The sequence below is a fragment of the Haloarcula argentinensis DSM 12282 genome (genome assembly GCA_000336895.1).
Taxonomy (GTDB): domain Archaea; phylum Halobacteriota; class Halobacteria; order Halobacteriales; family Haloarculaceae; genus Haloarcula; species Haloarcula argentinensis.
The window spans coordinates 272,618-298,338 of record AOLX01000015.1; the positions used below are offsets into that span (position 1 = coordinate 272,618).

Sequence of the window (25,721 nt, forward strand, 5' to 3'; positions counted from 1 at the left end):
ACCGCCTCACCCCTGTTCCGGCCGAACCGTGAGTTCGTCGCCGGGCTCCGGATCACCGAAGGCCGCCGCTGCGGAGCCGCCGCGCAGGAACAGCTCCTGATATGGGTCGCCCCCGCCCGCCGACCCCGGGACGATAGCGAGGGTCCTCTCTGGAACGGCTGACACGGCATCTCTGACAACGACCTCATGGGACTTGTCGTTGAGTTCGACAGTGACCGTTTCCGCTGCCGGGTCAAACTCCGAGGTCCGAATCGAGGTCTTGACGTTCCCGTAGCCGTCGACGTGACAGACGACGGACTCGGGCGGGGCCGGCACGTCATCGAGTGACCGCGCCGGGCCGAGCGACGAGTGATTCCCGTTCGCGATTTCGGCGACACGGCGCGGGAACACGTCCCGCGACCGGAACTGGCCGGTGTCGGCCGGCAGTTCGATCTCGCGGAACGTCGTGGCGTGGTCGGCGATAAACGAGAGGTTGTAGCCGGCGTCGACGGCGACGACGGGGACGCCGTTGTCCAGTTCGAGATAGCAGAGCGCCCCGCCGGTATCGGGCCGCTCGGGTGTCGATTCCGTTGTTCGCGGTGCCGTGTTCGAGTAAATCAGCAGGTCGTCGAACGACGGATTGTGGATGCCGAGCTGCGCGATCCAGAACCCCGTGGCGACCGTCGAGAACGGCTTGATCTCGGTCGATTGGACGGTCATCGTCGGGTCGGCGGCAGTGAGACGATGGACGACCTCTGAAAAGGCCGGGTCGGCCGGGCCGTAATCCGCGATGAGATGAACGAACGTGCTCATGTGAAGCTCCGGTCGCTACCACGTCGGTACGCCTGTATAATCTTGTGCCTTGGCAACAGGGCCTATGTTATCAAACACATCCGGCAGCACTGCCCGCTCAGGCCCCAATCGTCGTCAATGAGGCGATAGAGTCGGCAACACGGCGTTCCATCCCCGTCCCGGTGAACCCCGGTGCGGGGTCGACACCCTGCGCGTAGAATCCCTCCTCGCTCTCGACGAACTCGACACAGAGTGCGCGCGCACCGAAGCGGTCCAGTAACTCCCGGACGCGAGCCGCGAGTGTCACCTCGACGGTCTCCTCGCTGATGACGTGGTCCAGCCCGGACACTTCCGACCGGACCTGAATCGCACGCAGATGGGTTTCGCGGCCGTCGTTGACGGCGAAGTACTTGTACTCCACCGGCTCCTCCCGAACTTGGGCCTGGTAGAAATCGCCCTCGTCACGGTTCACCGGCATTCCGTCCCAAGAGTAGCGGGTCCGGGCGATGTAATCGCGATCCGGCTTCTCGAACCAGACGGACGGGACCTGACAGCCGACCTGCTCCAGCCCGTGCAGGGCGACGAGTCGGCAGGACAGCGCCGTCGTCGGCAAGAACCCGTTCCACGTCTCGATACCAGCCCTGTCGGCGTATCTGAGAGCGCTGAACGACTCGGGCCGGAGCGTCGTGTTGACGAGTGCGGCCAGCTCGTCGATATCGGCTTTGGCGACCGGGTTTCCGGGGCGGAGAAACTGGACATCAAACCCCCGGGCGGAGAGCCGCTCTGCGACGGCACCGAACACCGGGTGTTCAGGCTCGCAGATGAAGCCGATGCAGTCCATACCGCCACGTCTCAGCGGTCCGATAAAAAAGCCGCGCAAAACCGAACGACTGAGGCACCGTGGTTCCGAAGTGAGCGCCTAATGAAACCGCTCAGTATTGGGGGCCATCTCGGTGCCGGGGGCTGGGACATCGCCGCCGTCGTCGTCCTCTCCGCTGTGGCCGGGGCAGTCCTGTGTGGACTCGCCCTCGCCGCGTACCGTCAGCGCGGGACTCGTGCGTATCTGTTGATTGCGCTCGCACTTGCCGCGCTGTTCGCCCGGCCACTCATCGCGTTGTTGTCGGGGTTTTCAGTGGTTTCAGCACCGACCCACCATCTCCTCGAACACGCGCTCGATACCGTCTTTGTCGTCCTCGTCCTCGGCGCAGTGTACTACGCCCGCACAGTCGAGAAACGCCTCGACGAGGAGGGACTATGAGCGATACCAGATCACGGATTTACCGGCATATCGAGTCCCATCCCGGCGTCCACTTCCGAGAGCTGACACGGGCGCTGGACCTCGCGACGGGGCAGGTGCAGTACCACCTGGCCAGACTTGACCGCGTTCACAGCGAGTCGGTCAACGGGCGCACGCACTACTACACGTCGTCGTTTGACCCCTGGGAACGCCACGCCATCGCCTTTCTCCGTCGCGAGACAGCGAGAGACGCTCTCGTCATGCTCATAGAGTGCGAAGCCGCTCGCCCCAGCGAGGTGGCCGACCACCTCGATATCGCACGGAGTACGCTCGAACACCATCTCAGCGGGCTGGTCGAGCACGATATCGTCGAAAAGCGCCGGAGCGAGGGACGGGTGACGCTGGCGCTCTGTCGCCCGGACCTGACGGTCGAACTGCTCGCGGCGGTTGACCCCAAAGCCCCCGACCGCCTGTCGGATCGATTCACCCGGTTACTCGACCGCCTCTTCGAGAGCGGCTAGCTCGACTACCCGCGGACAGTGGCCGATTTCGAGTCCTGTACCACAACCCAATTGCACGGGCAGCCCATAGTGTGGGTGATGACTGAACGCGGGATTTCCCGACGCGAGTTCGCCAAGAGCGCCGTCGCCATCGGCGGCACCGCGGCGCTGGCCGCCTGTCTCGACCGCGGGTCAGGGACAGTCCCGGACGGAACCGACGATCCCTCGTCTCTCCCAGAGCGCCAGCACGCCTGGGACGCGTCGTTGGCGACAGACGACGCAGGGAACCACCGGCTGTCGCGCCACCATGTCCTCCTGTTGCTGGACTACACCGGCAACGGAACGCCGACTGATGCCGACCGCGAACAGGTCGAGACGGCGCTCCGGGACCTCGAACGGGCCTACGAGTGGAGCAACGATGGATTGCTGTTCACGCTGGGGTACAGTCCGGCCTACTTCGACCGCTTCGAGGCCGACGTAGCCGGCGTCGACCTCCCCGAGCCAATGGCGCTTGCCCCCTTCGAAGACCCCGAACTCGACACGCCCGACGCACTGCTGCACCTCGCAAGCGACGATGAGCGGGTCGTTATCGAGGCCGAAGAAGCATTGAAGGGCAATCAAGAGACGGCCAACGACCACGAGATGAGCGCGACCGTCGATGGCGTCCTCAGCGAGGTAGAGCGACGGACAGGATTCGTCGGGGCCGGGCTGCCCGCCGAGAACCAGGACGTCGACGGAGTTCCGGACTCCGAACCGGTCCCCGAAGAGGCCCCGCTGTTCATGGGATTCAAATCCGGGTTCAAGGAAAATCAGGCCTCCGAGGACCGAGTGACGGTCGACTCGGGACCGTTCGCCGGCGGCGCGACCCAGCACCTCTCGAAGATCCGGCTACAGCTCCAGCAGTGGTACGAACAGGACTCCCGGGACCAGCGCGTCTCAAAGATGTTCTGTCCGGCCCACGCCGCCGAAGATAAGGTCGAAGGCGTCGGCGAGAACCTCGGCACTGACAACGGTGCCGGCGAGTGCCCCGAAGACGTGGTCGACAGCGGCCGACGTGAGGGCGTCGTCGGCCACGCACAGAAGATGTCCCGCGTCAGGGAAGACGGGACGCCGACCATTCTCCGCCGGGACTTTGATTCGACCGACGGCGGTGAAGCGGGATTGCACTTCCTCTCGCTGCAGCGCTCTATCGCCGACTTCGTCGGAACGAAACAGGCGATGAACGGAACGGACGTCGCCAACGAATCCGCCGTCGGTCAGCGGGTGAACAACGGTATCCTCCAGTACATGACGGTCACGCGACGCGGGAACTACCTGCTCCCGCCGCGTGACCTGCGGGCACTCCCGCCGGCCGATCCGGCCTGAGGGCTCCGTTGTCGTCAGGATACTTGATCACGATTCTCGACCGACTCGCGAGCGAGGGCGTCAGCACTGACGCTGTAGCGATATGACTGGGTAAAGTAGTCGGATATCGGTCCTTCCGTCGCCGTCGACCCAACCGGCGGGTCAGTCGTCGAAGACCCGGTACAGGTGATGACGACATCGTACCCCCACGACCGCTCGGTGACGGTATCAACGCGGCAGGCGAGACTCATTTCGGTATATTCACCCTGCCACAGACCGTTGTAGACACTCCGGTACTGGTACTCGTACACGAACTTCCGGACAGAGGACTCGTTCAGTACTGTGGGCCGGTCGGGCCGTTCTTTCGGTCCGTCGTTGAACTCGACGGTCCCTGTCGGGGGAGCAACGGTTGTCGTTGCCTCCGGCGGGGTCGGTGACCCCGGCGACGGCGCGCCGAAGCAGCCTGCTGTCAGGACGACGACCCCGAGGACTGCAAGGCGAACAGATTGGGAGGGCACGTGCGAAAATGTACTGACCGGTGACAAGTGCCTTGTGCCGTCTAGATCCCGCCACGGCATTCGGCTATCGTACCAGAACGGTCTTTCAGATGAGGGCCCAAAGGCGGTCCATGAATCGACGACAGTTCCTCGCCAGTGCCGGTCTCGCCGGCACGACGATCCTGGCGGGGTGTGGTTCGCTGAGTTCCCAGTCGACACGCGCCCCACCGCTGGTCGAGAACCGCCCCGACGCCACGTACCGCCCAACCCACGCTGAAGGAATGGGGATGGCCGGAATGGCGCAAGCGGGCGAGTACATGGTCGGACTGAGCTACTCCTTTCCGCACCGCTTCTGGACGGTGACCGGAACGACGGCCGAAAAGGTCGACATCCGGAGCGAGGACAGCGTTCACCTGATGGCGACCGTCTGGGACCCCGAGACGGAGATGGTCCTCCCGGTGTCAGCCGGGCTGTCAATCACCGTCGAGCGCGACGGCGAGACAGTCGCCGACAAGTCCCCGTGGCCGATGATCTCCCAGAACATGGGGTTTCACTACGGCGACAACTACGCACTCGACGGCGACGGCGTCTATCAACTCTCGGTCCGCGTCAACGGCATGGGCGAGCGCCGGCTGGGGGCCTTCGACGGTCGGTTCGGCGAGGCCGGCGAGGCAACGGTCGAATTTGACTTCGCACAGAGTACCCGCGACCAGCTCTCCTTCGAAGAGTTCCCGGACGCACAGGGCGAACGCGCGGCGATCGACCTGATGAACATGGACATGGTGCCGACCTCGCAGGTCCCCGAAGTATCGGCCCTGCCCGGAACGGTGCTCGGGACGGACAAGGGAAGCGACGGTGTCTACGCCGTCACCTGGCTGCAGGATGCCGCGTTCCTCGCCGACGATGAGTCGTATCTCGCCGTCTCGGCTCGGACGCCGTACAATCGCGTCCCCTTGCCGATGATGTCGCTGGACGGAACCGTAGACGCCGACGGTGAGACGGTGTTCCAGGACGCGCTAACCGCCGCCGTGCATCCCGAAATCGGCTATCACTACGGCGCAATCGTCGAGACAACAGCCCAAGAGCCGTCTGTTGGTGTTGAGATCGTTGCCCCGCCGCAGGTGTCTCGCCACGAGGGATACGAGACAGCGTTCCTGACGACGCCGTCGTTCTCGTTCTCTGGCGGCTAACCGCGATCAGTCAACCCACTCGACGTAGTCCGGGCACTCGTCGCACTCCACGCGGGTCGCCCATCTCTCACCGCGATCGTGGTTCAACGGTGCCACCTTGATCACGGTAACGTTCACTGAGCCGCATTTCGGACACTGTCCTGGAATTTTGGAGTTGGACATCGTATGGCTTCCTCTTGGTTACTATACACTTCTCAGTTGTCAGTAATGTTATTTTCCCCCTGAATGACAACCTGACCGGCAGCGTACAACTCATAGTACAGTCAACAACTCCTGTAGAACAGGACTGTCTGGTTGCAGTTCCGAGAGGCCACACAGTTAGGACAGTGGTAACTACCCAGTAGGGGGACGATAAGGAATGTCAACGGCCGCTCCCGGCACCATCCCAGATACTGCGGTGGACTGCAACACCACGCTTACGGCCCGTTTCCAGTCAGTCGAACCACTCGGTGTAATCGTGACAATCGCAGCACTCGGCGCGGATACTCCACTCGTCTCCACGCTCGTGAAAGGACGGTGCAACCCTGTGTATCCGGACAGCGACGACTCCACACTCTGGACACTGACTCGGAACCGGCTCACCAAACATGCATTGGTACTATCTGTAGAGTTACACCCCCATTTTTGTTTGATAGTCTTTTCCTAAAATAACATAATACTCGTTATATTTAGACGTTAATTGGCAGAAAATATAACAGACCGGTACAGTAACAGTCTACCCGATTTCACTCCACAGCAAACGGACTCTCCGTCTGCTGCCACGGCCAGCCCGGGACGCGTGTCTGGACCCCGGCCGCGAGCGCGGCGTCAAGGTCGTCAGCGCCTGCAGTGGCCGTGTCGTCACCGTGAGTTCGCAGGTCCGCGACATGGAAGGTCGCCTCTGCGAGCAGTCGGAGCGGTTGCTCACCGGCGATCATAGCCGCCAGCTCCCGGCCGAGGAGTTCGTCGATAACAAAGCCCGGGTAATCGCCTGTAACGTCCAGTTCTCGGAGCAAACGGACCAGCGCGGCGACGTTGACCGCCCGGTCGCCGTCGGCGAACACCTCGTCGATAGCAGCCGTGTAGGCGTCGTCTGTGAGCGTGTCAACGTCGACATCGAACTGCGAGCCCAGATACGCTCGCGTTTCGTTTATTAGCGGGACAACGTCGTCAGCCCGTTCCTGTACCCACTCATACTCCTCGTGGACGGTTTCAGGCGTCAGTCGCATGGCGGCGTCTCACGTGGCGGCCGCTTACCGCTTGTGGGCACACACAGCGCCAACTACGGACAGTCCCGACCTCCGTATTGCGAAGGCTTTTATAATACGAGGGGAATACTGAGAAATAGAGGACGGTTTTCCGGACATCTCTCCACGTCCGGAGGCAACTCACCGATAACTGATGACTTTATTAGAGAGCGTACATCCCGCGGCACCAGGTCGGCCCGCACCAGCCGTGGACGGCCCCGCTACCGGGATGACCCGTTTTGAGCTATGAGCACTGTAGACAAGCAACTCGAAGACGTGAAGGCAACGATCGACGAGGAAGTCCCGCGCCGTATCTCCGTCTCGGATGTCACGTACGAGGGACCGGAACTCGTCATATACACGCGTGACCCGAAGGAGTTCGCCGCGAACAGCGACCTCGTTCGCCGGCTCGCATCGAAGCTCCGGAAACGCATCACGGTCCGCCCGGACCCGGACGTACTGGCCCCGCCATCCGAAGCAGAATCGGCGATTCGAGAACTCATCCCGGAGGAAGCCGGCGTCATGGACCTGAACTTCCACACTGACACCGGCGAAGTCGTCATTCAGGCACAGAAGCCCGGCGTCGTCATCGGCCGCCGTGGCGCAACTCTGCGCGAAATCACGCAGGAAGTCGGGTGGACGCCCGAAGTCGTTCGGACGCCACCAATCGAATCCTCGACGGTCGACAACGTCCGGAACTTCCTCAAACAGGAGCGCGAGGACCGCCGTGACATCCTCGAACGCGTCGGCCGGCAGATCCACCGCGAGCCGATGTCGGACGACGAGTACGTCCGCATCACGACGCTGGGCTCCTGTCGTGAGGTCGGTCGTGCCGCGTTCATCCTCTCGACGCCGGACACGCGAATCCTCATCGACTGTGGGAACAAGCCCGGCGCGAACGGCGAGAAGCCGTATCTGGACATCCCGGAGGCGTTCGGGGCCGGGACAAACGGTATCGACGCTGTCGTTCTGACCCACGCGCATCTGGATCACTCAGCACTGGTCCCACTGCTGTTCGAGTACGGCTACGACGGCCCCATCTACTGTACCGAGCCGACGCGAGACCTGATGGGACTGCTGACGCTCGATCACCTTGATACCGCCGCGGACGACGGCCGGACTCCGCCGTACGACTCCGAGATGGTCCGCGAGGCGATCAAACACACCATCCCGCTGGAGTACGGCGACGTGACCGACATCGCGCCCGATATCAAGCTGACACTGCACAACGCCGGCCACATTCTGGGCTCGTCGGTGTGTCACTTCCACGTCGGCGACGGGCTGTACAACGTCGCCTTCTCCGGCGATATCCACTACGACGACACGCGTCTGTTCGACGGCGCTGTCAACGACTTCCCGCGGGTGGAGACACTCGTGCTGGAGTCGACCTACGGCGGCCGCAACGACTACCAGACCGATCAGGAAGACTCGGAGCGAAAGCTCAAACAGATCATTCAGAACGCCTACGACCGCGACGGGAAAGTGCTTATTCCGACCTTCGCCGTCGGTCGGTCGCAGGAACTCATGCTCGTCCTCGAAGAGGCAATGCGGAACGGCGACATCCCCGAGATGCCGGTCCACCTCGACGGGATGATCTGGGAGGCGACGGCCGTTCACACGACCTATCCCGAGTATCTCCGCGATGGCCTACAGGACCGCATCTTCGACGAAGACGAGAACCCCTTCCTGGCCGACCAGTTCAACCCTATCGACGGCGGCGACGAGGAGCGACAGGAGATTGCCGACGGCGATTCCTCGATCATCCTCTCCACGTCCGGGATGCTCACTGGCGGCCCAGCCATGTCCTGGCTCGAACAGCTCGGCCCCGATCCTGACTCGACGCTTACCTTCGTCGGCTATCAGGCGCAGGGAACGCTCGGCAAGCGAATCCAGCGCGGCATCGACGAGGTACCCGTCGGCGGCAGCGGGCGCAGCGAGACGGTTCCACTGGAGATGAACGTGGAGACGGTCGACGGCTTCTCCGGGCACGCCGACCGGCAGGGACTGGAGAACTTCGTGAAGACGATGAACCCACGGCCCGAGAAGATCCTCTGTGTCCACGGCGACGAGTCCGCGACGCAGGACCTCTCCTCGTCGCTGTATCACGACCAGAACATCCGGACCTTCGCGCCGGAGAACCTCGAAACGTTCCGCTTCCGCTGATCTGGTTGCTTTTTTCGTTCATTCTCTCTCCCCGATAACCGGACGAACCTCTATACCGCAAGCGGGTGAAGCGTCACGTATGGACATCACCCAGTATCTCGACGAACTCGAACCGGTCGGGATGGTACTCGTTGGACTCGTACTGTTTATCATCCCGGAGCCTGCGACATCGACACTTGGGATCGGCCTGATGGTGCTCGGCGGCGCATGGTGGTTCTACGAGTGGAACCGGTGAGATAACTCACAGGAGTATCGATGAATCACGACCGCATTCACGCGCAAGAGCCGTCACACCACCGCGACCGCTGGACAGTCGGCACAATTACCGGGATAGCTGAGCGGGACGGCCATTGCGTCGTCACCGTCGAAGACGGGGCCGGCGAGCCGACGGAACTCGTCGTCACGCTGGCCATCCGCGACCTGTTCGTCAGTCGGCTGGAGATCGGCGACGACGAAAGCCCGGTCGGCGAACGCGTCTGGTTCCGGAAACGCGGCGGACAGTAGCAAGCCGCTGACGCGTCCGGGCAGCGGTGGACGGTCGCTACGACAGGTCGACGGTCCGGTCGGCCCAGCGTCGGAGCCGACCGAGCGCGTCGCGCTCGGCCCGGGACACCGGATTATCGACGCCCAGTTCGTCGCTGTCGAAGGCGTTGAGGACGGCTACGTCCGCCGTCTCACAGTATTCCGTAAGCCGGCTGACCGATGCGAGGTCGTGCTGGAACGGAATCGTCGCATCGTTGACGAACACCGCACGGGGATTCTCCGGGAGCGCGTCCATCTGTTGCTCGGCACGGCGGGCGTTCTTCCGGGCGAGCGCGACCGCCTGATCGTCAGTCTCGGTTTCAGCGCGCGGTGCACTGGCGTCGATCCGAGCGATCCAGACCGCCTCCGGTACTGTGATGAATCGGTCGAGGCGGCCGCCCAGAATTGTCCCGTCGCGTTCGAGTTCGGGCGCGAAATCAAGGACGACGACGCCGGCGGCCCCTTCGCTGTCAAGCCAGGCGTCGAGGGCGTCCGCGGTCGTCCGCGTCTTGCCGACGTTGGAGGGGCCGGTGACGAGCGTCGACCCCGAGAGCGGGAACTGGAGGCCGGTCACGCGAGGAGTTCCTCCCGGAGGAACTTCCCGCCGAGGCCGACCATAGCGAGGCCAAGCGCGACAGCAAACGCCAGCACGAACCCGGAGAGCGGGCCGACGCCACCGCCGAGCTGCTCGACAACGAAGTTCGCGGCCAGCCCACCCGAAACAGCGATCAGGGCTAGCCCGCCGAGGTTGGCCACGAGTGAATTTGATTCCGGAACTGCGTTGGAGTTCAGGAGATAGAGGACGAGGGCGATGGCAAAGGGTGTGCCGACCGTGCCGAGCGCGAGCACGAGGACGAGTTGCCCGAGGACGTTCCCCCCGATGAACGCGCCCGGCGCGGACAGCAGCGCAACGGCGACGAGCAGGCCGCGGTAGCGGCTGTCCTCGATAGTGGTGCCCCAGCCGAGTTTGTCAGCCAGCAGGAACGGCGGAACGATGGTGTTGCCGCCAAGCGTCGACACGGCAGCACCCCACAGACCGAGCAGGAACAGCCAGCGGGCGCTGTCACCGACCAGCGGACCAAGGGCTTCAGCAGCGCCGACCGTCGTGAGGTCGCCGGAGGTGAGCACGCTTGCCGTCACCAGAAAGATGGCCAGGCTGTAGATGCCGAATGCCACCAGCATCGACGCACCCACGTCGACCGTCGCGAGGTCGTAGTCTTCACGGGTCCATCCGCGTGCCCGCATCGTGTAGGAGTGCATCGTGATGAGCGTGATGTGGACCGCGCCGCCGAGGATGCCGGCCGCGACCAGCGCGCTCCCGGACGGGATCGAGGGGACCAGTCCGGTCACCGCCGCGCCGGCATCGATCGGCACGACGAACAGACTGGCGACGAACGCGACGACGACCAGCAGGACGAGGACTTTCGCGGCCAGTTCGAGGAACCGGTAGCCCCCGCCCGCCAGCCCCGCTGCGAGAATGAGCGCCCAGACGATGCCCCAGATACGCGCGTCGATACCGGTCACCGTCGCCGAAACCGTGGCGACGGTCTTCATGATGACTAACTGTGCTACGCCGGCAGCGAGTACTGCGTCGCCGACAAGCAACCACGCCCACGTTTCGCCGAGGTGGTCCTCGACGACGGCGACGATACCCCGCTCGGTTAGCAGTCCTAACCGCATCGCTAGATACTGCGCCAGCGCTCCCGCCCCCGCGGAGAGGACGACGACCCACAGAAGACTGTAGCCGAACGCACCGCCCGCGGTAACGAGGCTGGCTATCGTCGCTGGGCCGGCGGCGATTGCGCCTGCGATCCAGGACGGTCCCATCGCTTCGACGTAGTCGCCGAGCGTGCCTTTGCTCACAGCCGAACTGTCGACGGTTTCGGTCGAACTCATACCTCCGGCTTGGGTGAGGCCTCCTGAAAATACTGCCGACATATCGTTCGGTGGTATTCTGCGGTAATTCAACCGCTGTACAGCGATTATGCGAAAATGACAGCGCTGGCAGAATTGACGCACTACACGCTCATCAGGCGGAACGCTACCAGAAGGAGTACAGACTGCGCCGGCTCAGAGTTCGACGGTCCCGAGGTCCGATTCCAGTTCGTCGACGTGGTCGTTGTACGCGTCGACGAAATCCGCGAACTGCGGGGTGTATTCGCGGATGTCGGCCGCCGACGGGGGTTCGTACTGCGAGAGGAGATAGAGCCCGTTGCTGCCGCCGACCCGGAGGTACGACGCGCCGTCGGTGTCCCATTTGAGTTCCCAGCGCGTGCCGCCGATTCGGTCGGTGAACGTGCCGTAGTCGCCGCCCTCGTAGCGCTGGAGTTCCCGCGCGATCCGGTCACAGATCTCGCGGATGCGGCCGAGGACGCGGTCGCGCTCGGCCACGACGCCATCTGTCGTCGTGATTTCCGGGAACTCCGTCGACACGTCGTCGAGCACGCCGTCGAGCGACGCGACGTAGTCGTTGAACCCCTCGACGAAGGCGTCGTAGTCGGCAAGCGCGGCCGCCAGCGGCTCCGGCTCTGGTGGCTGTTTGGTCGAAATGACGTAGGTGTCGGAGCCGCGCGAGGGTGAGAACCGGAGGTACTCCAGGTCGCCACCCTCGTACTTGACGGTCCACTCGCCGCGGTCGGTCTCGATGTCCGCCTGTCCGTAGTCGCCGCCTTCCAGCCGGGCGAGCTGGTAGGCGACCTGTCCGGCGTGGTCCCGGACCGCCGCGACCAGTTCGTCACGCTGCTGTGCAACGGCCGTTGCGTCGGCGGGGTCCACCGGTGGCCACTCAGTCACGGTAGACGGAAGCGCCGGGACGATAATAACAGGCTCGGTCGGCTACTCGGACTCAAGCAAGGCGTCGTCGCCGTGGCGCTCGCGGAGGGCTTCAAAGTACTCACGTTGCTCGTCGATGTTCGGCGTCGACTCGGCGTACACGTCGGCGAAGAGGTCCGTCGGGTCGGCGGCGTGGGCCTCCGCGTTGTCGATAATCTCGCCGAGGCGTTCGTCGATGGTATCGTCCATCACATCGATTTTGCCATCGTCCAGCAGATTGCAGTTTCTGAGGAACGCCTCCATACGGTCCAGCGGGTCGCGTTCGCGCCACTCCTCGACCTCTGCATCGTCCCGGTACACGTCCGGGTCGTCGGCGGTCGTATGTGCACCGAAGCGGTACTGGACGGCCTCGATGAAGATGGGTTCCTGCTCCGCTCCGTCGGCTCCCACGGCCCGCTCCCGGGCAGCCTCGGTGACGGAGTAGGTCGCCAGTGGGTCCATGCCGTCGACCTGCACGCCGTCGAAGCCGTATGCGTCGGCTTTCTGCGCCAGCGTCTGGCTGGCGGTCTGGCGCTCCCGCGGGACGGAGATGGCCCACTGGTTGTTGTTGCAAAAGAACACCGTCGGCGTCTCGAACACCCCGGCGAAGTTCATCGCCTCGTGGAAGTCCCCCTCGCTGGTGGCTCCGTCGCCGAAGTGGACGACGGCCGCCCGCTCGTCGCCCTTTTTCTTTGCCGCCCACGACCAGCCGACAGCGTGGGGCAGGTGCGCGCCGATGGAGATGTTCAGCGGGAATACGTTCACGTCGCCGAGAGCGGCGTTCCCCGCCTCGTGACCCATCCAGTAGAGGACGTACTCCCAGGGGAGTCCACGAGCGACGAGTGCACCGTGTTCCCGGTACTGATAGAAGATCGTGTCCTCATCGGCCAGTGCGTACGTTGACCCGATCTGTGACCCCTCCTGGCCCGCCAGCGATGAGTAGGTCCCGAGCCGACCCTGTCGCTGGAGGCTTATCATCCGCTCGTCGAACCGGCGGGCGAAACGCATATCGCGGTACATCGACACCAGTGCCTCGTCAGACAGGTCCGGGATGAGGTCCGGGTCAACGATCTCGCCATCTGAATCGAGCGCCTGCACCTGATCGTCGGGTGCCCGATTGAGAACGTCCTGTGTCATTTCGTACCCTACACTCGGAGAGGACCGTCAAAAAGCTGTGTTCGGCTCGGGTGGCAGTGTTTTGTGGCGCGAAGCCCTGTTGACCCCTCCCCAGATGAGACATCCTGATCCGATTGTGATCGATACAGCCGAACGATTTATTAAATCAACCGTCTGTCAGTACAGGTAATGACAATTCGGCGAATGTTATTTCGTGAGCCAGACGGGCGGCAGAAGGGTCTCCTGTTCTCACTCTTCGCGTTCGTTTGCATCCTTGGATGGGTATATTTCGGTATTGTACTCGACGGCCCTCACAACATGCTCTTTTTGGGTATCGCGTTCGCGTTCTCTGGGGTCGCGGAATTCCTGCCTCCGAGTCGACGACGTTCAGCGGGAGTCCTGCGAATACTCGGCCTCAGTACCCTCGTCGTCTTCGTTGTCCTCCTCATCTCGGTTCCAGAATCGATCTGGGGTTGAGCGCGAGCAACTGGGTTTGACCAATAGGTAGTAGCTACCTAGCGGCTGTGTCAGCAGCCCAATCGAGCCCGAGTATTCATGCCGTTTCCGCCCAACGTACCCATGATGCTCGACAAAGAAGGTCCAGCGGCAGACAGTGAGCGGGTGACGCTCTGGCGGGACCACCACCTGTCGCACACCCATGCAGTGCTCTGGACCGTCATCCTCGTCGCAACAGTCGGGGATATCCTCCTGACAATGACCGGGCTCACGGTCGGACTACAGGAGGGCAACGTCGTCGTCAGCACGATGCTTGCGGAGTTCGGGCTGGCGGGCCTCTGGCTGGTGAAGTTCGGGGCGATGCTGTGGCTGGTCGCGGGGTGGCGACTGCTTTCCGAGCGCAACGCGACGGTCTTTCTTGCCCTGTTCGCCGTGGTGACACTCACGGTCGTCGCCTACAACTCAGTCACCATCCTGCAGTACCGCGGGATAATAACGGCTGCTGCGGGTATTTGAAGGGCTGAAGCCTTAGAATTCAGGAACAGCGGGATTAAGTACCACTGGGTGTGACCACGGGGTAATGGATAGACGTTCCTTCCTGACAGCGGCCGGCGCGACGGTGTCCGTCTCGTTTGCCGGCTGTGCCGGACTGGGCGGCAGCGACGGGGCAAGTACCGAAGCGTCGAACACGGACGAGTCAACCGCCACCGGGACAAGTACCGGCGACGCCGGCGGTGCCGACGAGACGCTGGTCGTCGGGACCTACAGCGCGTTCGTCGACTCGCCGTCGACGAGTCCGGGCGCGTGGGTGAAACAGCGCTTCGAGGAGGAGTTCGACGCCCGCCTGATCTGGCAGACGCCGAGCAACGAGGTCAACCACTACATCGAGCGCCGGAACGCCGGCGTCGACATCGAGGCGGATATGTACCTCGGGCTGAACACGGACCACCTCGTCCGAGTCGACGAGAACCTCGATGACGGGCTGTTCGCCGATGTCGGCGACGTGGCTGGGCAGGACGACATCAAGCCGGGCCTGCAGTTCGACCCCGACGGCCGGGCGATTCCCTACGATACCGGCTACATCAGCCTCGTGTTCGACGGCACAGCGACCACGGCACCGGAGACCTTCGATGGCCTCCTTGCCGAGGAACACGCTGGCGACCTCATCACGCAGAACCCCGCCAGTTCAGCGACCGGGCGGGCGTTTCTGCTACACACGATCAAGCAGTTCGGCCCGGACGGCTATCTGGACTACTGGAGCGACCTGCAGGACAACGACGTTCGGGTGCTTGGCTCCTGGAGCGATGCCTACAGCGCGTGGTCGGGCGGCGAAGCGCCGATGGTCGTCTCCTACTCCACCGACCAGGTGTTTGCCGACCAGAACGACGCGAACATGGAGAAACACCAGATCCGCTTCCTGAACGACCAGGGCTACGCCAACCCGGAGGGAATGGCGGTGTTCGACGGGGCTGACACGCCCGACCTCGCCCGGGAGTTCATGGGCTTCCTGCTGCGCCCGGAGATTCAGGGCGAAATCGCCGTCCGGAACGTCCAGTTCCCGGCAACTGACTCCGCCGAGCTTCCCGAGGACTACGCCAAACTGGCTCAGGAGCCGCCGGAACCGGTCACGTTCGGCTACGACGAACTCAAGGGCTCCGTCTCGGGCTGGATTTCTGACTGGGAACGGCAGTTCGCCTCGAACTAACGACCACGGACTGTGGCCCGAGATCACGACGGCGATGCGAAAGGTGCCGGCAGTGACCACAGCGAAAAGGCGACAGAGACAGCGGGCAGTCCGTCCCGCAAGCGAGGTCGAACCGTCCGCGACACTATCGAGCGTCGGGCAATCGTCGGGCTCGCGGTCGCCACTATCGCGCTGTTGCTCGGCATCTTCTACTACCCGGTGGCGACAGTCTTTATCGACAGCGTCCTCGTCGACGGCCGCTGGACGGGGCGGGTGTTCATCTCGATACTGCAGGACCAGTTCTACTTCGGGGAGCCGGCGCGGTTCCTCGCCGGTGAGCCGATAGCGAGCGTCATCGAAGGGGTCCTGTCGCCGGACCGACGGCTGGGCGTCATCGGCTTCACGGCGTATCAGGCGGCGTTGTCGACGGTCGCCAGCGTCGCCCTCGGCCTGCCGGCGGCGTATCTGCTGGCGCGCTACGAGTTCCCCGGCCGGCGGACGCTCCGGTCACTGACGATTCTGCCCTTCGTCCTCCCATCGATAATGGTCGGCGTGGGCTTTGTCGCCACATTCGGCCAGAACGGAACGCTCAATGCCGTACTCGGCGCGCTCGGTCTAGGTGAGGTGAAGCTCCTGTTCACGCTGGAGGCCGTCGTCATCGCTCACGCGTTCTACAACGCCCCGCTCGTCGCCCGTGTGACCACCGCCGCCTGGGAGTCCGTCGACGCCAGCGCGGTCGAAACGGCCCGGAGCCTCGGCGCGAGTCCTTTCCGAGCGTTCCGCGACGTGGTTGCCCCACAACTGTATCCGTCAGTACTGATGGGCGCGGCGCTGACCTTCGTGTTCACCTTCAGCACGTTCCCCATCGTCCTGGCGCTGGGCGGGTTCCGGCTTGCGACCGTCGAGGTGTTCGTCTATCGGCTCATCCGCGACCTGGAGTACGCCGAGGCGGCCGCGCTCGCACTCATCGAGCTTGGCATCTCGCTGGGCTTGCTGTACGCGTATCTCCGCTACGAGGCCAAGCATACCGTCCGGTCGCGGGGGATTCGACCGCTGCCCCGCCGACCACTCAGGCCGCCGTCGCTCTCGGTCCGTGAACTGCTCCCCAGAATGGGACTCGCCGTCTACGCCCTCGTCGCGCTGGCGGTGTTCATCGCGCCGATAGCAAGCATGCTTGTGGCGAGCTTCAGTGGGCCGGAGGGGCTGACGCTGGCGAACTACCAGTTCCTCATCGACCGCCAGACGACCGGCGCGTCGTTCCAAGTCCAACCGTGGGACGCCGTCCGGAACTCACTGCTATTCGGCGTCGCCTCGCTCGCCGTTGCCCTGCCGATGGGCGTCGTCGTGGCCGTCCTCACGACACGGGATTACCGCGGTCGAAAGCTCGTCGACGCCGTCGCGATGGCCCCCCTGGCCGTGTCGGGCATCGTCGTCGGCCTCGGCCTGCTTCGTGGCCTCGTCTTCGGTGTCGAGGTGGGAGGCTCCCGGTTCGCCGTCGGTGGTGGCCTCGCCATCGTCGCCGCCCACGCCGTCGCCGGCTACCCGTTCGTCGTCCGGACGGTCGCGCCCGGCCTGGAAAGTATCGACCACACGCTGGTCGAGTCCGCCCGCGCGCTCGGTGCGCCGCGTGCCAGAGCGTTGCTTGACATCGAACTGCCGCTCGTATGGCCGGCCGTCATCGCCGGGGCCGCCTTCGCGTTCGCTATCTCTATCGGGGAGTTCTCGGCGACGATTGTGCTTGCCTCCGGGACGAACCAGTTCACGATGCCAATCGCCATCGAGCGGTTCATCGGCCGGCGGCTCGGTCCCGCAACGGCGATGGGGGTCGTCCTGCTCGTGGTCACCAGCGCGAGCTTTTTACTCATCGATCGACTGGGAGGTGACGACGTTGGGTTCTAAGGAGGCCCCAGCAGACAGTGCTGGCGTGAACCGGACTGGTCCGCCGGCCGTCGAACTCGATGGCGTCACCAGACACTACGGTGAGACGACCGCTGTGGAGGACCTGTCGCTTGCCGTCCGGGAGGGCGAGTTCTTCACGCTGGTCGGGCCCTCCGGCTGTGGGAAAACAACGACGCTCCGGCTCATTGCCGGCTTCGAGGACCCCACACAGGGCGAAGTCCGGTTCGGCGGTACGTCTGTCACCGGCGTCCCGCCGGAGGACCGCGACGTGGGCGTCGTCTTCCAGAACTACGCGCTGTTCCCGCACATGACCGTCGGGGAGAACATCGCCTACGGACTCTCGTTCACCGACCCGCCGGGCGGCGGCAGCGCCGAGGCACGGGTACAGGAACTGCTGGAGCTGGTAGACCTCGGCGGCATGGCGGACCGGGACCCGGACACGCTTTCCGGCGGCCAACAACAGCGAGTGGCGATGGCCCGGGCACTGGCTCCCGGCCCTGACGTGCTCTTGCTCGATGAGCCGATGAGCGCCCTCGATGCAAAGCTCCGGGAGCGCCTCCGCGTGCAGGTCCGCGAGATCCAGCAGGAACTGGGTATTACGACGATTTACGTCACCCACGATCAAGAGGAAGCCCTCGCCGTGTCCGACCGCGTGGCGGTCATGCGCGACGGGACGCCGGAGCAGGTCGCGCCGCCACGGACTATCTACCGAGAGCCGGCAACGGAGTTCGTCGCCACCTTCGTCGGCGACAACAACGTTCTCAGTGGTGCGGTAACGGCAGTACGGTCGACTGATGCCGCGGACGCTGATAGTGGACAAACCATCGCGGACGTGACGGTCGACAGTGCGACGCTCTCAGTAGCCCTGGGAGCCGACAGTGACCCGACCTCGGCTGTCTCGCCCGGGGACCGGCTCACGTTCTGTGTGCGACCGGAGCGACTTGCTGTCGACGCCGACCGGAACCCGTTGACGGCGACGGTCACGAGCGCGGAGTTCCTCGGGGAGACGACGCGTGTTCACCTCGACTGGGAGGGGCGAGAACTCCTGTTACGAGCCGAAGATCCGCCGACCGACACCGTGGCAGTGGGCTTTGCCCCGACAGACGCACACATTGTCGACAGACGGTCGTAAGCTACCAATCCCCACGCCGACACCGGAATGGTGTCTGTTTTAACCCACCTGTGGTTATCGCCGATATCAATATGACACGCGGTGCCGTCGCAAGTGGTCGAAACGGGCGTATCGGAGCGTGTCGACAGGGATGGCGGGAGTCGGCGTTTCCAGACTGGAGCCACGCCGGAGTCCGGCCAGATAGGCGCGACGGGGGTCAGTGATGGTCGAGTTCGAACCTCGGCTGTTCGACGAGATCGACCCGTCTGAGCGGCCGTCACTGGGTGCCGCACTCGTGCCGATCGCGGGAATGATCGTGTTCCTCAGCGTGGGCCTCATTGCCTTCGACTTAGACCCACAGTTCCCGCTGTTCTGGGGGATTGCCTTCACCGGTCTGTTCGCCCGGTACCATCTCGGGCTCTCGTGGGAAGACCTGTACGACGGCATTGCCAGTAGCCTGCTCATGGGCATGCGGGTAATTCTCATCATGTTCACCGTCTATGCGCTCATCGCATCGTGGATTCAGGCGGGCACGATTCCCAGCCTGATGTACTTCGGACTGGAGCTGTTCACACCGACAGTGTTTCTCCCGGTAGCGGCGATCCTCTCCGCGATAATCTCGTTCGCCGTCGGCTCCTCGTGGACGACGGCCGGGACGCTCGGGGTCGCACTCATCGGGATCGGGTCGGGACTGGGTATTCCAGAACCGATGACTGCCGGCGCGATTCTCAGCGGGGCTTACACGGGAGACAAGCAGTCCCCGCTCTCGGATACGACGAATCTGGCCGCCGCGGTGACAGACACGGACCTGTACGAACACATCAACGCGATGCGAGCCGGGACGCTCGTCGCGTTCACTATTGCCGCCCTCCTGTATGCTGGCCTCGGACTGCGGGCCGCCGGAACCATCCCCGCGGACCGCGTTGCGTCAATTCAGGCTGCTATCGAGAGTACGTACGTTGTCTCGCCGCTCGTGTTTCTGCCGGTCGTCGTGACCTTCGGACTCGCGCTGCGTGGCGTCCCCGCACTGCCGACGCTGGGAGCGGGAGTCTTTGCAGGCGTCGGGACCGCGATGCTCGTGCAGGGAACCAGATTCGGCGCAGCCTGGTCAGCGGCACAATCGGGGACAGCCCCGGAAACGGGCATGAAGCTTGTGAACGGACTCCTAGAGAGCGGCGGACTGACCGGCGGCGCGTGGATTGTGACGATTGCGATTGCCGCGCTGGCGCTGGGCGGACTGCTCGAACGGGCCGGCGTGCTCGCGGTGCTTTCCCACCATCTCGGGCGACTCTGCCACAGCGTCGCGAGCCTCACGGGCGTCACCGCTGTGTCCGCCGTCTCGATGAATATTCTCGCGGCGGAACAGTACGTGAGCATCGTCGTGCCGGGGATGACACTCGGTAATCTGTACAACGAGCAGGGGCTCAAGAGTCAGAACCTCTCCAGGGCCATCGAAGCGTCGGGAACGACGACGAGTGCGCTTATTCCGTGGAGTAGCGGCGGGCTGTTCATGGCCGGAACGCTCGGCGTCTCGACGCTGGAATACGCACCGTACTACTTCTTCGGCTTTCTTTCGCCGCTCGTGCTCCTGTTCATGGGGGTGACCGGCTGGCAGATCGTCTATGCGGACCGGACTGATGCCGACGATCCCGCCGTGCAGTCCGGTGGCACTGGGTCGGTGACCGCTGGCGAAGACTAAGCGGTCTTGCACTACCGACAGTAGAGGGTGATGACTGGAACCGGATTGTGATGGAGGCTGTTCGGTCGTGCGTGCGCGTGTGCGCGAAGCCCTGATAAGTCCACAGCGCCTACTGTCAGTGATGACACCAGAGAAGCCATCCGCTGACGGCGAGCAGACCGCCGATGGTCGGGCGAGCGACGCAGGCCCGGCGGTCGACTACGAGACGGTGTCGGTCCCAGTGCTGGTCGTCGGCGCTGGCGCTGCCGGGGCGAGGGTCGCTATCGGACTCGCCGAAAACGGCGTCGAACCGCTGGTCATCGGCAAGCGGGACCACGGCGACGCCCATACCACGTGGGCGGCCGGCGGTATCAACGCCTCGCTGGGGTCGCTCGACCCCGAGGACGACTGGACCATCCACGCGGCGGATACGCTGGACGAGGGCCATTTCATCAACGACCCGAAGGCTGTCGAGCTAACGGCCAAGCACATGCCCGACCGCATCCGGGAACTCGACGACTGGGGGATGCCCTTCGACCGCACCGAAGACGGGAAGATCAATCAGCGGTACTTCGGCGCGCAGTCGTTCCGGCGGACCTGCTTCGTCGGCGACCGCACGGGCGAAGCGATGCTGGATACCCTCGTCGACAAGGCCCAGAGCCTCGGAATCCCCTACCGCGACAACGTGATGATTACCCGCCTGCTCTCCGACGGCGACCGCGTGTACGGGGCGGCCGGCTACGACATGGAGAGCGGCGAGTTCGTCCTCTTCGAGTCGGACCACGTCGTCCTAGCGGCGGGTGGCTCCTCAGCCCTGTACAACCGCCACTCCTCGCGCGACGAGGAGAACAACGGCGACGGTCCGGCGCTGGCGCTCGACGCCGGCGCGTCGCTGATGGACATGGAGTTCGTCCAGTTCCACCCGACGGGGATGGTCGGCGACCGCTACGGCGAGGACTGGGACGGCCGCCTCGTCACCGAAGCGGTCCGTGGCGAGGGCGGTCGGCTGCTCAACGTAGATGGCGAACGGTTCATGGAGGAGTACTCGCCGGACCAGATGGAACTCGACGCGCGGGACGTGGTGGCCCGCGCCATCGCGCAGGAACTCCGCGAGGGCCGTGGAACAGAGAACGGGGGTGTCTATCTGGACATCTCCCACCGCGACGACGAGTACATCAAATCGCGGCTCCCGCGGATGTACGAGCGGTTCATGGACCTCGGCGTCGACATCACCGAGAAGCCGATGGAAGTCGCGCCGACTGCCCACTACTCGATGGGCGGCGTCGACATCGACTTCGAGACAGGCGAAACCGGCGTCGACGGGCTCTACGCCGTCGGCGAGACGGTCGCAGGCGTCCACGGTGCGAACCGCCTCGGCGGAAACTCGCTCGCGGAGACGGTCGCCATCGGCGCGCTCGTCGGCGACCACGTCGCGGCGCAGGTGACAGGCGACGACCGCAACGGGGCCTTGCCGGATGGACAGCGCGCTATCGCCGAGCGTGAGTTCCGGTCGCTGCGGGAACTAGAGGCCTCGGATGGCGACGAAACGCCCGAGCAGCTCCTCGCAGACCTCGGCGACCTGCTGTGGGAGCACGCTGGTATCCTCCGCACTGACGAGTCGGTGTCGGCAGGGCTGGAGAAGCTCCGAAACCTCCGCGAGCGGACGGGGAACATCAGCGTCGACGGCGACCGGACCAGTCTGTCGTTCGAACTCGCTGTCGACCTCTCGTTCAGCCTCACGGTGGCCGAAGCGCTACTGCTGGGTGCGCGCAAGCGTGACGAGTCCCGTGGCGCACACTACCGAGCTGATGCGCCCGACGTGGACCCCGAGTGGCAGCGGAACATCCTCGTGGACCAGGGAGACACCAGACTCGAGCTGACGACCCGCGGCGTCGCCGAGCCGAGCGAGGAAGTCAGTGAGGCGGTCGACGTGGGGTACGAACTCGACTACCACCACCTCGAATAGATCGGACCCATACCACCACCTCCGAGCGGTTGTATTTTTCAGTCCCGGTAAGCGCAGTGGAAGCCAGCGATCTGCTGGTAGAACGTCGGAATCACGTCCGTTTGTAGGTCCGCATCAGAGTCGTCAGCGAACTCCCGGCGCGTGAACTCCCGCGCGTCTTCGATAGCCGCTTCGACGTGTGGCGGAACACCGGGTTCGTCAATCGTCCCAATGTAGGCCCAGATGAACGCTGCCTCCAGCGTGTCGAAGAACTCCGGCGTCGGTTCAAACTTGGGTTCGCCGTCCGCCGCGATTCGGTTGTACGTCCGGCTAATGAGGACGCTGCCGTCGTCGAGGCCGTGGTCGGCGAACGACTCCGTGGTCGTACACTCCTCGTCCGCGTCGTAGTCACGCGTAGTATCGCTTGACATACCTTGACAGAGTGGCGGTAACCAAAAGTAACCAGCTAGAGTGTGTCTCGATACGACACACCACGGGTGGCTTTATACGGCACCGAAATTCAAGACGGTCGCAGTCAACAGTGAACCTACTGTGGCTCCGACTCGCCGAACCGTCCTCGCCAGCGGCGGCCCCGCTCTCGGAAGCCTCACCGCAGTTTCAGGGTGTTTAGGTGCCGACGACGACGCGGACGTGGCGTGTCCGCCGTCGGTCCCGACCGACGCGTCGCTACGCATCGGGTTCGTCGGCGACGTGATGCTGGGCCGGAGCGTCGACGAACGTTGGCACGATGACCCCGACGGACCGACTGCCGTCTGGGAGTCGATGCTCGACCGACTCCAGTCACTCGACGGGCTGGTGGCGAACCTCGAATGCTGTGTTTCGGACCGCGGCGAACCACGGCCCGGCCGGACGTTCCACTACCGAGCGAGCCCGGAATGGGCAGTGGCCGCACTAGACCGCGCCGGCGTCTCCTGTGCTGGACTGGCGAACAACCACCTGCTCGATTTCGGACCGGCGGCGCTCACCGACACACCGGCCCACCTTGCCGACGGCGGTATCGCTTCGACAGGTGCTGGGGAGAGTCGAGATGCCGCGTTCGAGCCAGCGGTCGTCGACATCGCCGACCTCTCGGTCGCCGTTGTCGCAGTCACCGATCAGTCGCCCAGCTACGCCGCCGACGGCGACAGCCCCGGCACGGCCTACGCGCCGCTGGACCCGAACCACCCGCTGACTCGCCGCCGCGTCGGGGACGCGCTGGCGACGGCCCGTGACGCCGACCCGGACCTGCTCGCCGTCACCGCCCACTGGGGGCCGAACTGGGTGACCGAGCCCAGCGAGACACAGCAGGCATTCGCCCGCTGGCTGGTAGACAATGGTGCGGACGTGGTCCATGGCCACAGCGCCCACGTCGTCCAGGGTATCGAGGTGTACCGCGGTCGCCCCATCATGTACGACACCGGCAACTTCGTCGACGACTACGCGATCAAGACCGGTTACCGAAACGACCGGAGTTTCCTGTTCGAACTGCACATCGAGGACGGGCGGCTGGCCGCGCTCGAACTCACGCCGGTCGAGAACGCGTACACACAGGTCGGATACGCCGACGAGGCGGTGGCTGAGTGGCTTCGTAAGACAGTACGAGAACGCTCTCGGCCCTTCGGAACGACTATAGAGCGCGACGGCCGGGGACTTCGAATCCCGCTGTCGTGTCCGGCATAGCATCCGCTGTGTGTGTTTCCGGGGCGGCTCGTCGTCGGCTGCTACTCGTCGACAGCCACAACCGCCGCCATGATCTCGTCGACCAGCCGTGGGTTGTACGTCCAGACGCCCCGAAACGCTCCGTCCTCGGTTTCTTCGGCGACGAGCGCACACTTGTTCTGGTCGTCACCGTCGGCGTCGAACGCCAGCAACCACACCTGTTCGAGTGTGGAGTCTGTGAGCGGATGGAACGAGATTCCGGGAATCGCCGGCGGCTCCCAGTCGTCCTGTCCGTACACGTGGATGTCGAGGGCCGTGTCGCTGCTAAGCGACTCGTATCGGGTGCGCTGCGAGCGGAATATCGACAGTGACTGGAAGCTCACTCGAAGGGTTCCCGCCCCGACGCGGTAGGCCCTGTCTTCGAACTCGTGGGACGTTGCGAGCAACTGTGCCGGCGTGAGCGATGACAGGAGCGTGTTCGCGAGCGCCGAGTGAAGAAGCTGTCTGCCCGGGTCACTGTCAAGGGTTCCGCTGTCGCCGATACCAGCCATCGGATCGCACAGGAACGTCTCCATCGCTGTGAGCGGGACTGCCTCGGCGAACACACCGTCCCGACGGATGACGGCAAACGCGTTCTGGTGTCCGGTCGGGAGTTTCCGCCAAGTGGCGTCGATCCCCTGAGTTGCCAGCCGCTCGCCCACAGTCTTCGTTGCGGGCGGACCGTACACAGTTATCGCCACGTCCGAGTCCTCGAAGCGCCGGAGGAGGGTACGAACTGTCATCGGCCCACGATCAGTCCTCGTGGTCTGTCTCGGCGGCATCCAGATCGGTTATCGTCGCCAGAACCTCGGCCGTAGATGGCGACAGCGACACCAGCGTCGCGGTCCGCTGGACAGCGTCGTAGCTAATAACGCCAGCGTCATCGAGAACGGGAAGGTGGCGGTGGTGGAGCGCAGTGCGGGTATCGTCCCAGTTGGAGGCGTCGGTGTCTCGGCCACGTGCACTTGACCAGCCCACGACCACGTCAGTGAGTTCCGAGATTGAGGCCGAGTCGTGTTCGGCAAGGTACGTGTATATCATCCGCCGGGGCTCGGCTGCCAGCGCGCGTAATAGCGTATCGAGCCGCTCGGACGAGAGTCCCGGCGTCTCCACGGGCTGTTCGTGCTGATCCATGTCAATCAATTATCCACTCTCGGTATTAATATCATTGGCCAGTAGTTAGTCACAGATGTGACGGAATCCATTTACGTGCCAGCACCGTCTAAAATGTATGAACTACGAGTCCGCTCTACAGCGTGCGTACGACGTGCTACCAGACCAGCCCCGGGAGGCGGGTGAACGGCTCTCGATTCCGGACCCGGAAGGCCAGACAGACGGGGCGTTCACACGCCTGACGAACTTAGAGACAATTGCCGATGCGGTCTCGCGGGACGCACAGCACCTCCACCGGGCCATCCAGCGCGAGTTCGGGACCAACGGCCAGTTCGACGGCGGCGAAGCCCGCTACAACGGCTCGTTCGACACCAGCGATTTCGAGGCCGCTATTGACGCGTACATCGCCGAGTACGTCACCTGTTCCGAGTGTGGCCTGCCCGACACCGTCCTCAAGAATGAGGACGGCGTCGACATGCTGCGCTGTCAGGCCTGTGGTGCGTTCCGCCCGGTTGCCAAGGGCGCGAGTTCGAATACGCAGCAGGACCGACCGACGCTCGAAGAGGGCGAGACCTACGAGGTCAAGATCACCGGCACCGGCCGCGAGGGCGACGGCGTTGCCGAAAAAGGCAAGTACACCATCTTCGTCTCCGGAGCGCGCGAGGGGCAGGTCGTCGAAGCCTACATCGAGAGCATCAGCGGCACGCTAGCGTTCGGCCGAGTCGCCTGAGGGCTGTTTTCTCCGCCGCGCAACTACGGT

At 64.1% G+C, this 25,721-nt stretch carries 26 protein-coding genes; 15 read left to right on the top strand and 11 right to left on the bottom strand.

Features of this window, described 5'->3' with window-relative positions; all coding sequences use genetic code 11:
- Positions 1 to 6: 6 nt before the first annotated feature.
- A complete protein-coding gene (locus C443_RS08100; RefSeq protein ID WP_005535454.1) occupies positions 7 to 792 on the bottom strand; it encodes an SAM hydroxide adenosyltransferase in 786 nt (261 codons plus the stop codon).
- A gap of 97 nt (positions 793 to 889) precedes the next feature.
- Positions 890 to 1,612, bottom strand: coding sequence for a hypothetical protein (locus C443_RS08105; RefSeq protein ID WP_005535456.1), 723 nt, complete (start codon positions 1,610 to 1,612; stop codon positions 890 to 892).
- Positions 1,613 to 1,693: 81 nt separating this feature from the next.
- On the opposite strand from C443_RS08105, the gene C443_RS08110 reads away from it, so the two are divergent.
- From C443_RS08110 to C443_RS08120, 3 genes are all read left to right on the top strand, one after another.
- Positions 1,694 to 2,029: a DUF7471 family protein gene (locus tag C443_RS08110; protein ID WP_005535458.1), complete on the top strand. Its 336-nt coding sequence runs from the start codon at positions 1,694 to 1,696 to the stop codon at positions 2,027 to 2,029.
- A complete protein-coding gene (locus C443_RS08115) occupies positions 2,026 to 2,529 on the top strand; it encodes a winged helix-turn-helix transcriptional regulator (protein WP_005535459.1) in 504 nt (167 codons plus the stop codon). The genes C443_RS08110 and C443_RS08115 overlap by 4 nt, the downstream gene beginning before the upstream one ends.
- A gap of 78 nt (positions 2,530 to 2,607) precedes the next feature.
- Entirely contained in the window at positions 2,608 to 3,873 is a 1,266-nt protein-coding gene (locus tag C443_RS08120; RefSeq protein WP_005535461.1) for a DUF7405 family protein, read from the top strand.
- Positions 3,874 to 3,887: 14 nt separating this feature from the next.
- Here the strand turns inward: C443_RS08120 and C443_RS08125 are convergent, their stop codons facing one another.
- Positions 3,888 to 4,370, bottom strand: a complete 483-nt coding sequence (locus C443_RS08125; protein ID WP_005535463.1) for a hypothetical protein — start codon at positions 4,368 to 4,370, stop codon at positions 3,888 to 3,890.
- Between the two features lie 110 nt (positions 4,371 to 4,480).
- Here C443_RS08125 and C443_RS08130 point away from each other — a divergent pair, with 110 nt between their 5' ends.
- Positions 4,481 to 5,539 (top strand): DUF7350 domain-containing protein, encoded by a 1,059-nt coding sequence (locus C443_RS08130; RefSeq protein WP_005535465.1) that lies wholly within the window; start codon positions 4,481 to 4,483, stop codon positions 5,537 to 5,539.
- Between the two features lie 725 nt (positions 5,540 to 6,264).
- Here the strand turns inward: C443_RS08130 and C443_RS08135 are convergent.
- Positions 6,265 to 6,747, bottom strand: a complete 483-nt coding sequence (locus tag C443_RS08135; RefSeq protein ID WP_005535466.1) for a hypothetical protein — start codon at positions 6,745 to 6,747, stop codon at positions 6,265 to 6,267.
- Positions 6,748 to 7,011: 264 nt separating this feature from the next.
- Here C443_RS08135 and C443_RS08140 point away from each other — a divergent pair, with 264 nt between their 5' ends.
- From C443_RS08140 to C443_RS08145, 3 genes are all read left to right on the top strand, one after another.
- A complete protein-coding gene (locus tag C443_RS08140; RefSeq protein WP_005535468.1) occupies positions 7,012 to 8,928 on the top strand; it encodes a beta-CASP ribonuclease aCPSF1 in 1,917 nt (638 codons plus the stop codon).
- Positions 8,929 to 9,007: 79 nt separating this feature from the next.
- Positions 9,008 to 9,163, top strand: a complete 156-nt coding sequence (locus C443_RS21660; RefSeq protein ID WP_005535469.1) for a hypothetical protein — start codon at positions 9,008 to 9,010, stop codon at positions 9,161 to 9,163.
- A 20-nt stretch (positions 9,164 to 9,183) separates the two neighbouring features.
- Positions 9,184 to 9,432, top strand: coding sequence for a DUF7861 family protein (locus C443_RS08145; protein ID WP_005535471.1), 249 nt, complete (start codon positions 9,184 to 9,186; stop codon positions 9,430 to 9,432).
- Positions 9,433 to 9,469: 37 nt separating this feature from the next.
- Here the strand turns inward: C443_RS08145 and C443_RS08150 are convergent, their stop codons facing one another.
- The 4 genes from C443_RS08150 to pdhA all read right to left on the bottom strand — a co-directional run bounded on the left by C443_RS08150 (position 9,470) and on the right by pdhA (position 13,398).
- The gene (locus tag C443_RS08150) at positions 9,470 to 10,024 is read right to left on the bottom strand and encodes a hypothetical protein (RefSeq protein WP_005535472.1); all 555 of its coding nucleotides are present in this window, start codon (positions 10,022 to 10,024) and stop codon (positions 9,470 to 9,472) included.
- Positions 10,021 to 11,346 (bottom strand): divalent metal cation transporter, encoded by a 1,326-nt coding sequence (locus tag C443_RS08155; protein WP_005535474.1) that lies wholly within the window; start codon positions 11,344 to 11,346, stop codon positions 10,021 to 10,023. The genes C443_RS08150 and C443_RS08155 overlap by 4 nt, the downstream gene beginning before the upstream one ends.
- 174 nt (positions 11,347 to 11,520) lie before the next feature.
- Positions 11,521 to 12,225 (bottom strand): hypothetical protein, encoded by a 705-nt coding sequence (locus C443_RS08160; protein WP_049943974.1) that lies wholly within the window; start codon positions 12,223 to 12,225, stop codon positions 11,521 to 11,523.
- Positions 12,226 to 12,285: 60 nt separating this feature from the next.
- On the bottom strand, positions 12,286 to 13,398 hold the full coding sequence (gene pdhA, locus C443_RS08165; RefSeq protein ID WP_005535475.1) for a pyruvate dehydrogenase (acetyl-transferring) E1 component subunit alpha: 1,113 nt from the start codon (positions 13,396 to 13,398) through the stop codon (positions 12,286 to 12,288).
- Positions 13,399 to 13,956: 558 nt separating this feature from the next.
- On the opposite strand from pdhA, the gene C443_RS08175 reads away from it, so the two are divergent.
- The 6 genes from C443_RS08175 (at position 13,957) to C443_RS08200 (ending at position 22,171) form a co-directional block, all read left to right on the top strand.
- Positions 13,957 to 14,349 (top strand): hypothetical protein, encoded by a 393-nt coding sequence (locus C443_RS08175; RefSeq protein ID WP_005535478.1) that lies wholly within the window; start codon positions 13,957 to 13,959, stop codon positions 14,347 to 14,349.
- Between the two features lie 64 nt (positions 14,350 to 14,413).
- Positions 14,414 to 15,538 (top strand): thiamine ABC transporter substrate-binding protein, encoded by a 1,125-nt coding sequence (locus C443_RS08180; protein WP_005535479.1) that lies wholly within the window; start codon positions 14,414 to 14,416, stop codon positions 15,536 to 15,538.
- A gap of 12 nt (positions 15,539 to 15,550) precedes the next feature.
- The gene (locus C443_RS08185) at positions 15,551 to 17,416 is read left to right on the top strand and encodes an ABC transporter permease (RefSeq protein WP_005535480.1); all 1,866 of its coding nucleotides are present in this window, start codon (positions 15,551 to 15,553) and stop codon (positions 17,414 to 17,416) included.
- 25 nt (positions 17,417 to 17,441) lie between these two features.
- Positions 17,442 to 18,548 carry an ABC transporter ATP-binding protein gene (locus tag C443_RS08190; RefSeq protein WP_005535481.1) on the top strand — a complete coding sequence of 369 codons (1,107 nt, stop codon included), beginning with the start codon at positions 17,442 to 17,444 and terminating at the stop codon, positions 18,546 to 18,548.
- A gap of 202 nt (positions 18,549 to 18,750) precedes the next feature.
- Positions 18,751 to 20,226, top strand: a complete 1,476-nt coding sequence (gene arcD / locus C443_RS08195; RefSeq protein ID WP_005535482.1) for an arginine/ornithine antiporter ArcD — start codon at positions 18,751 to 18,753, stop codon at positions 20,224 to 20,226.
- Between the two features lie 121 nt (positions 20,227 to 20,347).
- Complete coding sequence (locus tag C443_RS08200) at positions 20,348 to 22,171, top strand: L-aspartate oxidase (RefSeq protein WP_005535483.1); 1,824 nt, start codon at positions 20,348 to 20,350, stop codon at positions 22,169 to 22,171.
- 38 nt (positions 22,172 to 22,209) lie between these two features.
- Here C443_RS08200 and C443_RS08205 read toward each other — a convergent pair whose 3' ends face one another.
- Complete coding sequence (locus tag C443_RS08205) at positions 22,210 to 22,581, bottom strand: hypothetical protein (RefSeq protein ID WP_005535484.1); 372 nt, start codon at positions 22,579 to 22,581, stop codon at positions 22,210 to 22,212.
- 121 nt (positions 22,582 to 22,702) lie between these two features.
- On the opposite strand from C443_RS08205, the gene C443_RS08210 reads away from it, so the two are divergent.
- The gene (locus C443_RS08210) at positions 22,703 to 23,830 is read left to right on the top strand and encodes a CapA family protein (RefSeq protein ID WP_049943975.1); all 1,128 of its coding nucleotides are present in this window, start codon (positions 22,703 to 22,705) and stop codon (positions 23,828 to 23,830) included.
- A 41-nt stretch (positions 23,831 to 23,871) separates the two neighbouring features.
- Here the strand turns inward: C443_RS08210 and C443_RS08215 are convergent, their stop codons facing one another.
- Positions 23,872 to 24,591 carry a DICT sensory domain-containing protein gene (locus C443_RS08215; RefSeq protein ID WP_005535488.1) on the bottom strand — a complete coding sequence of 240 codons (720 nt, stop codon included), beginning with the start codon at positions 24,589 to 24,591 and terminating at the stop codon, positions 23,872 to 23,874.
- A gap of 10 nt (positions 24,592 to 24,601) precedes the next feature.
- The gene (locus C443_RS08220; protein WP_005535490.1) at positions 24,602 to 24,982 is read right to left on the bottom strand and encodes a DUF7344 domain-containing protein; all 381 of its coding nucleotides are present in this window, start codon (positions 24,980 to 24,982) and stop codon (positions 24,602 to 24,604) included.
- Between the two features lie 97 nt (positions 24,983 to 25,079).
- On the opposite strand from C443_RS08220, the gene C443_RS08225 reads away from it, so the two are divergent.
- Positions 25,080 to 25,691, top strand: coding sequence for a translation initiation factor IF-2 subunit beta (locus tag C443_RS08225; protein ID WP_005535493.1), 612 nt, complete (start codon positions 25,080 to 25,082; stop codon positions 25,689 to 25,691).
- Positions 25,692 to 25,721 lie beyond the last annotated feature (30 nt).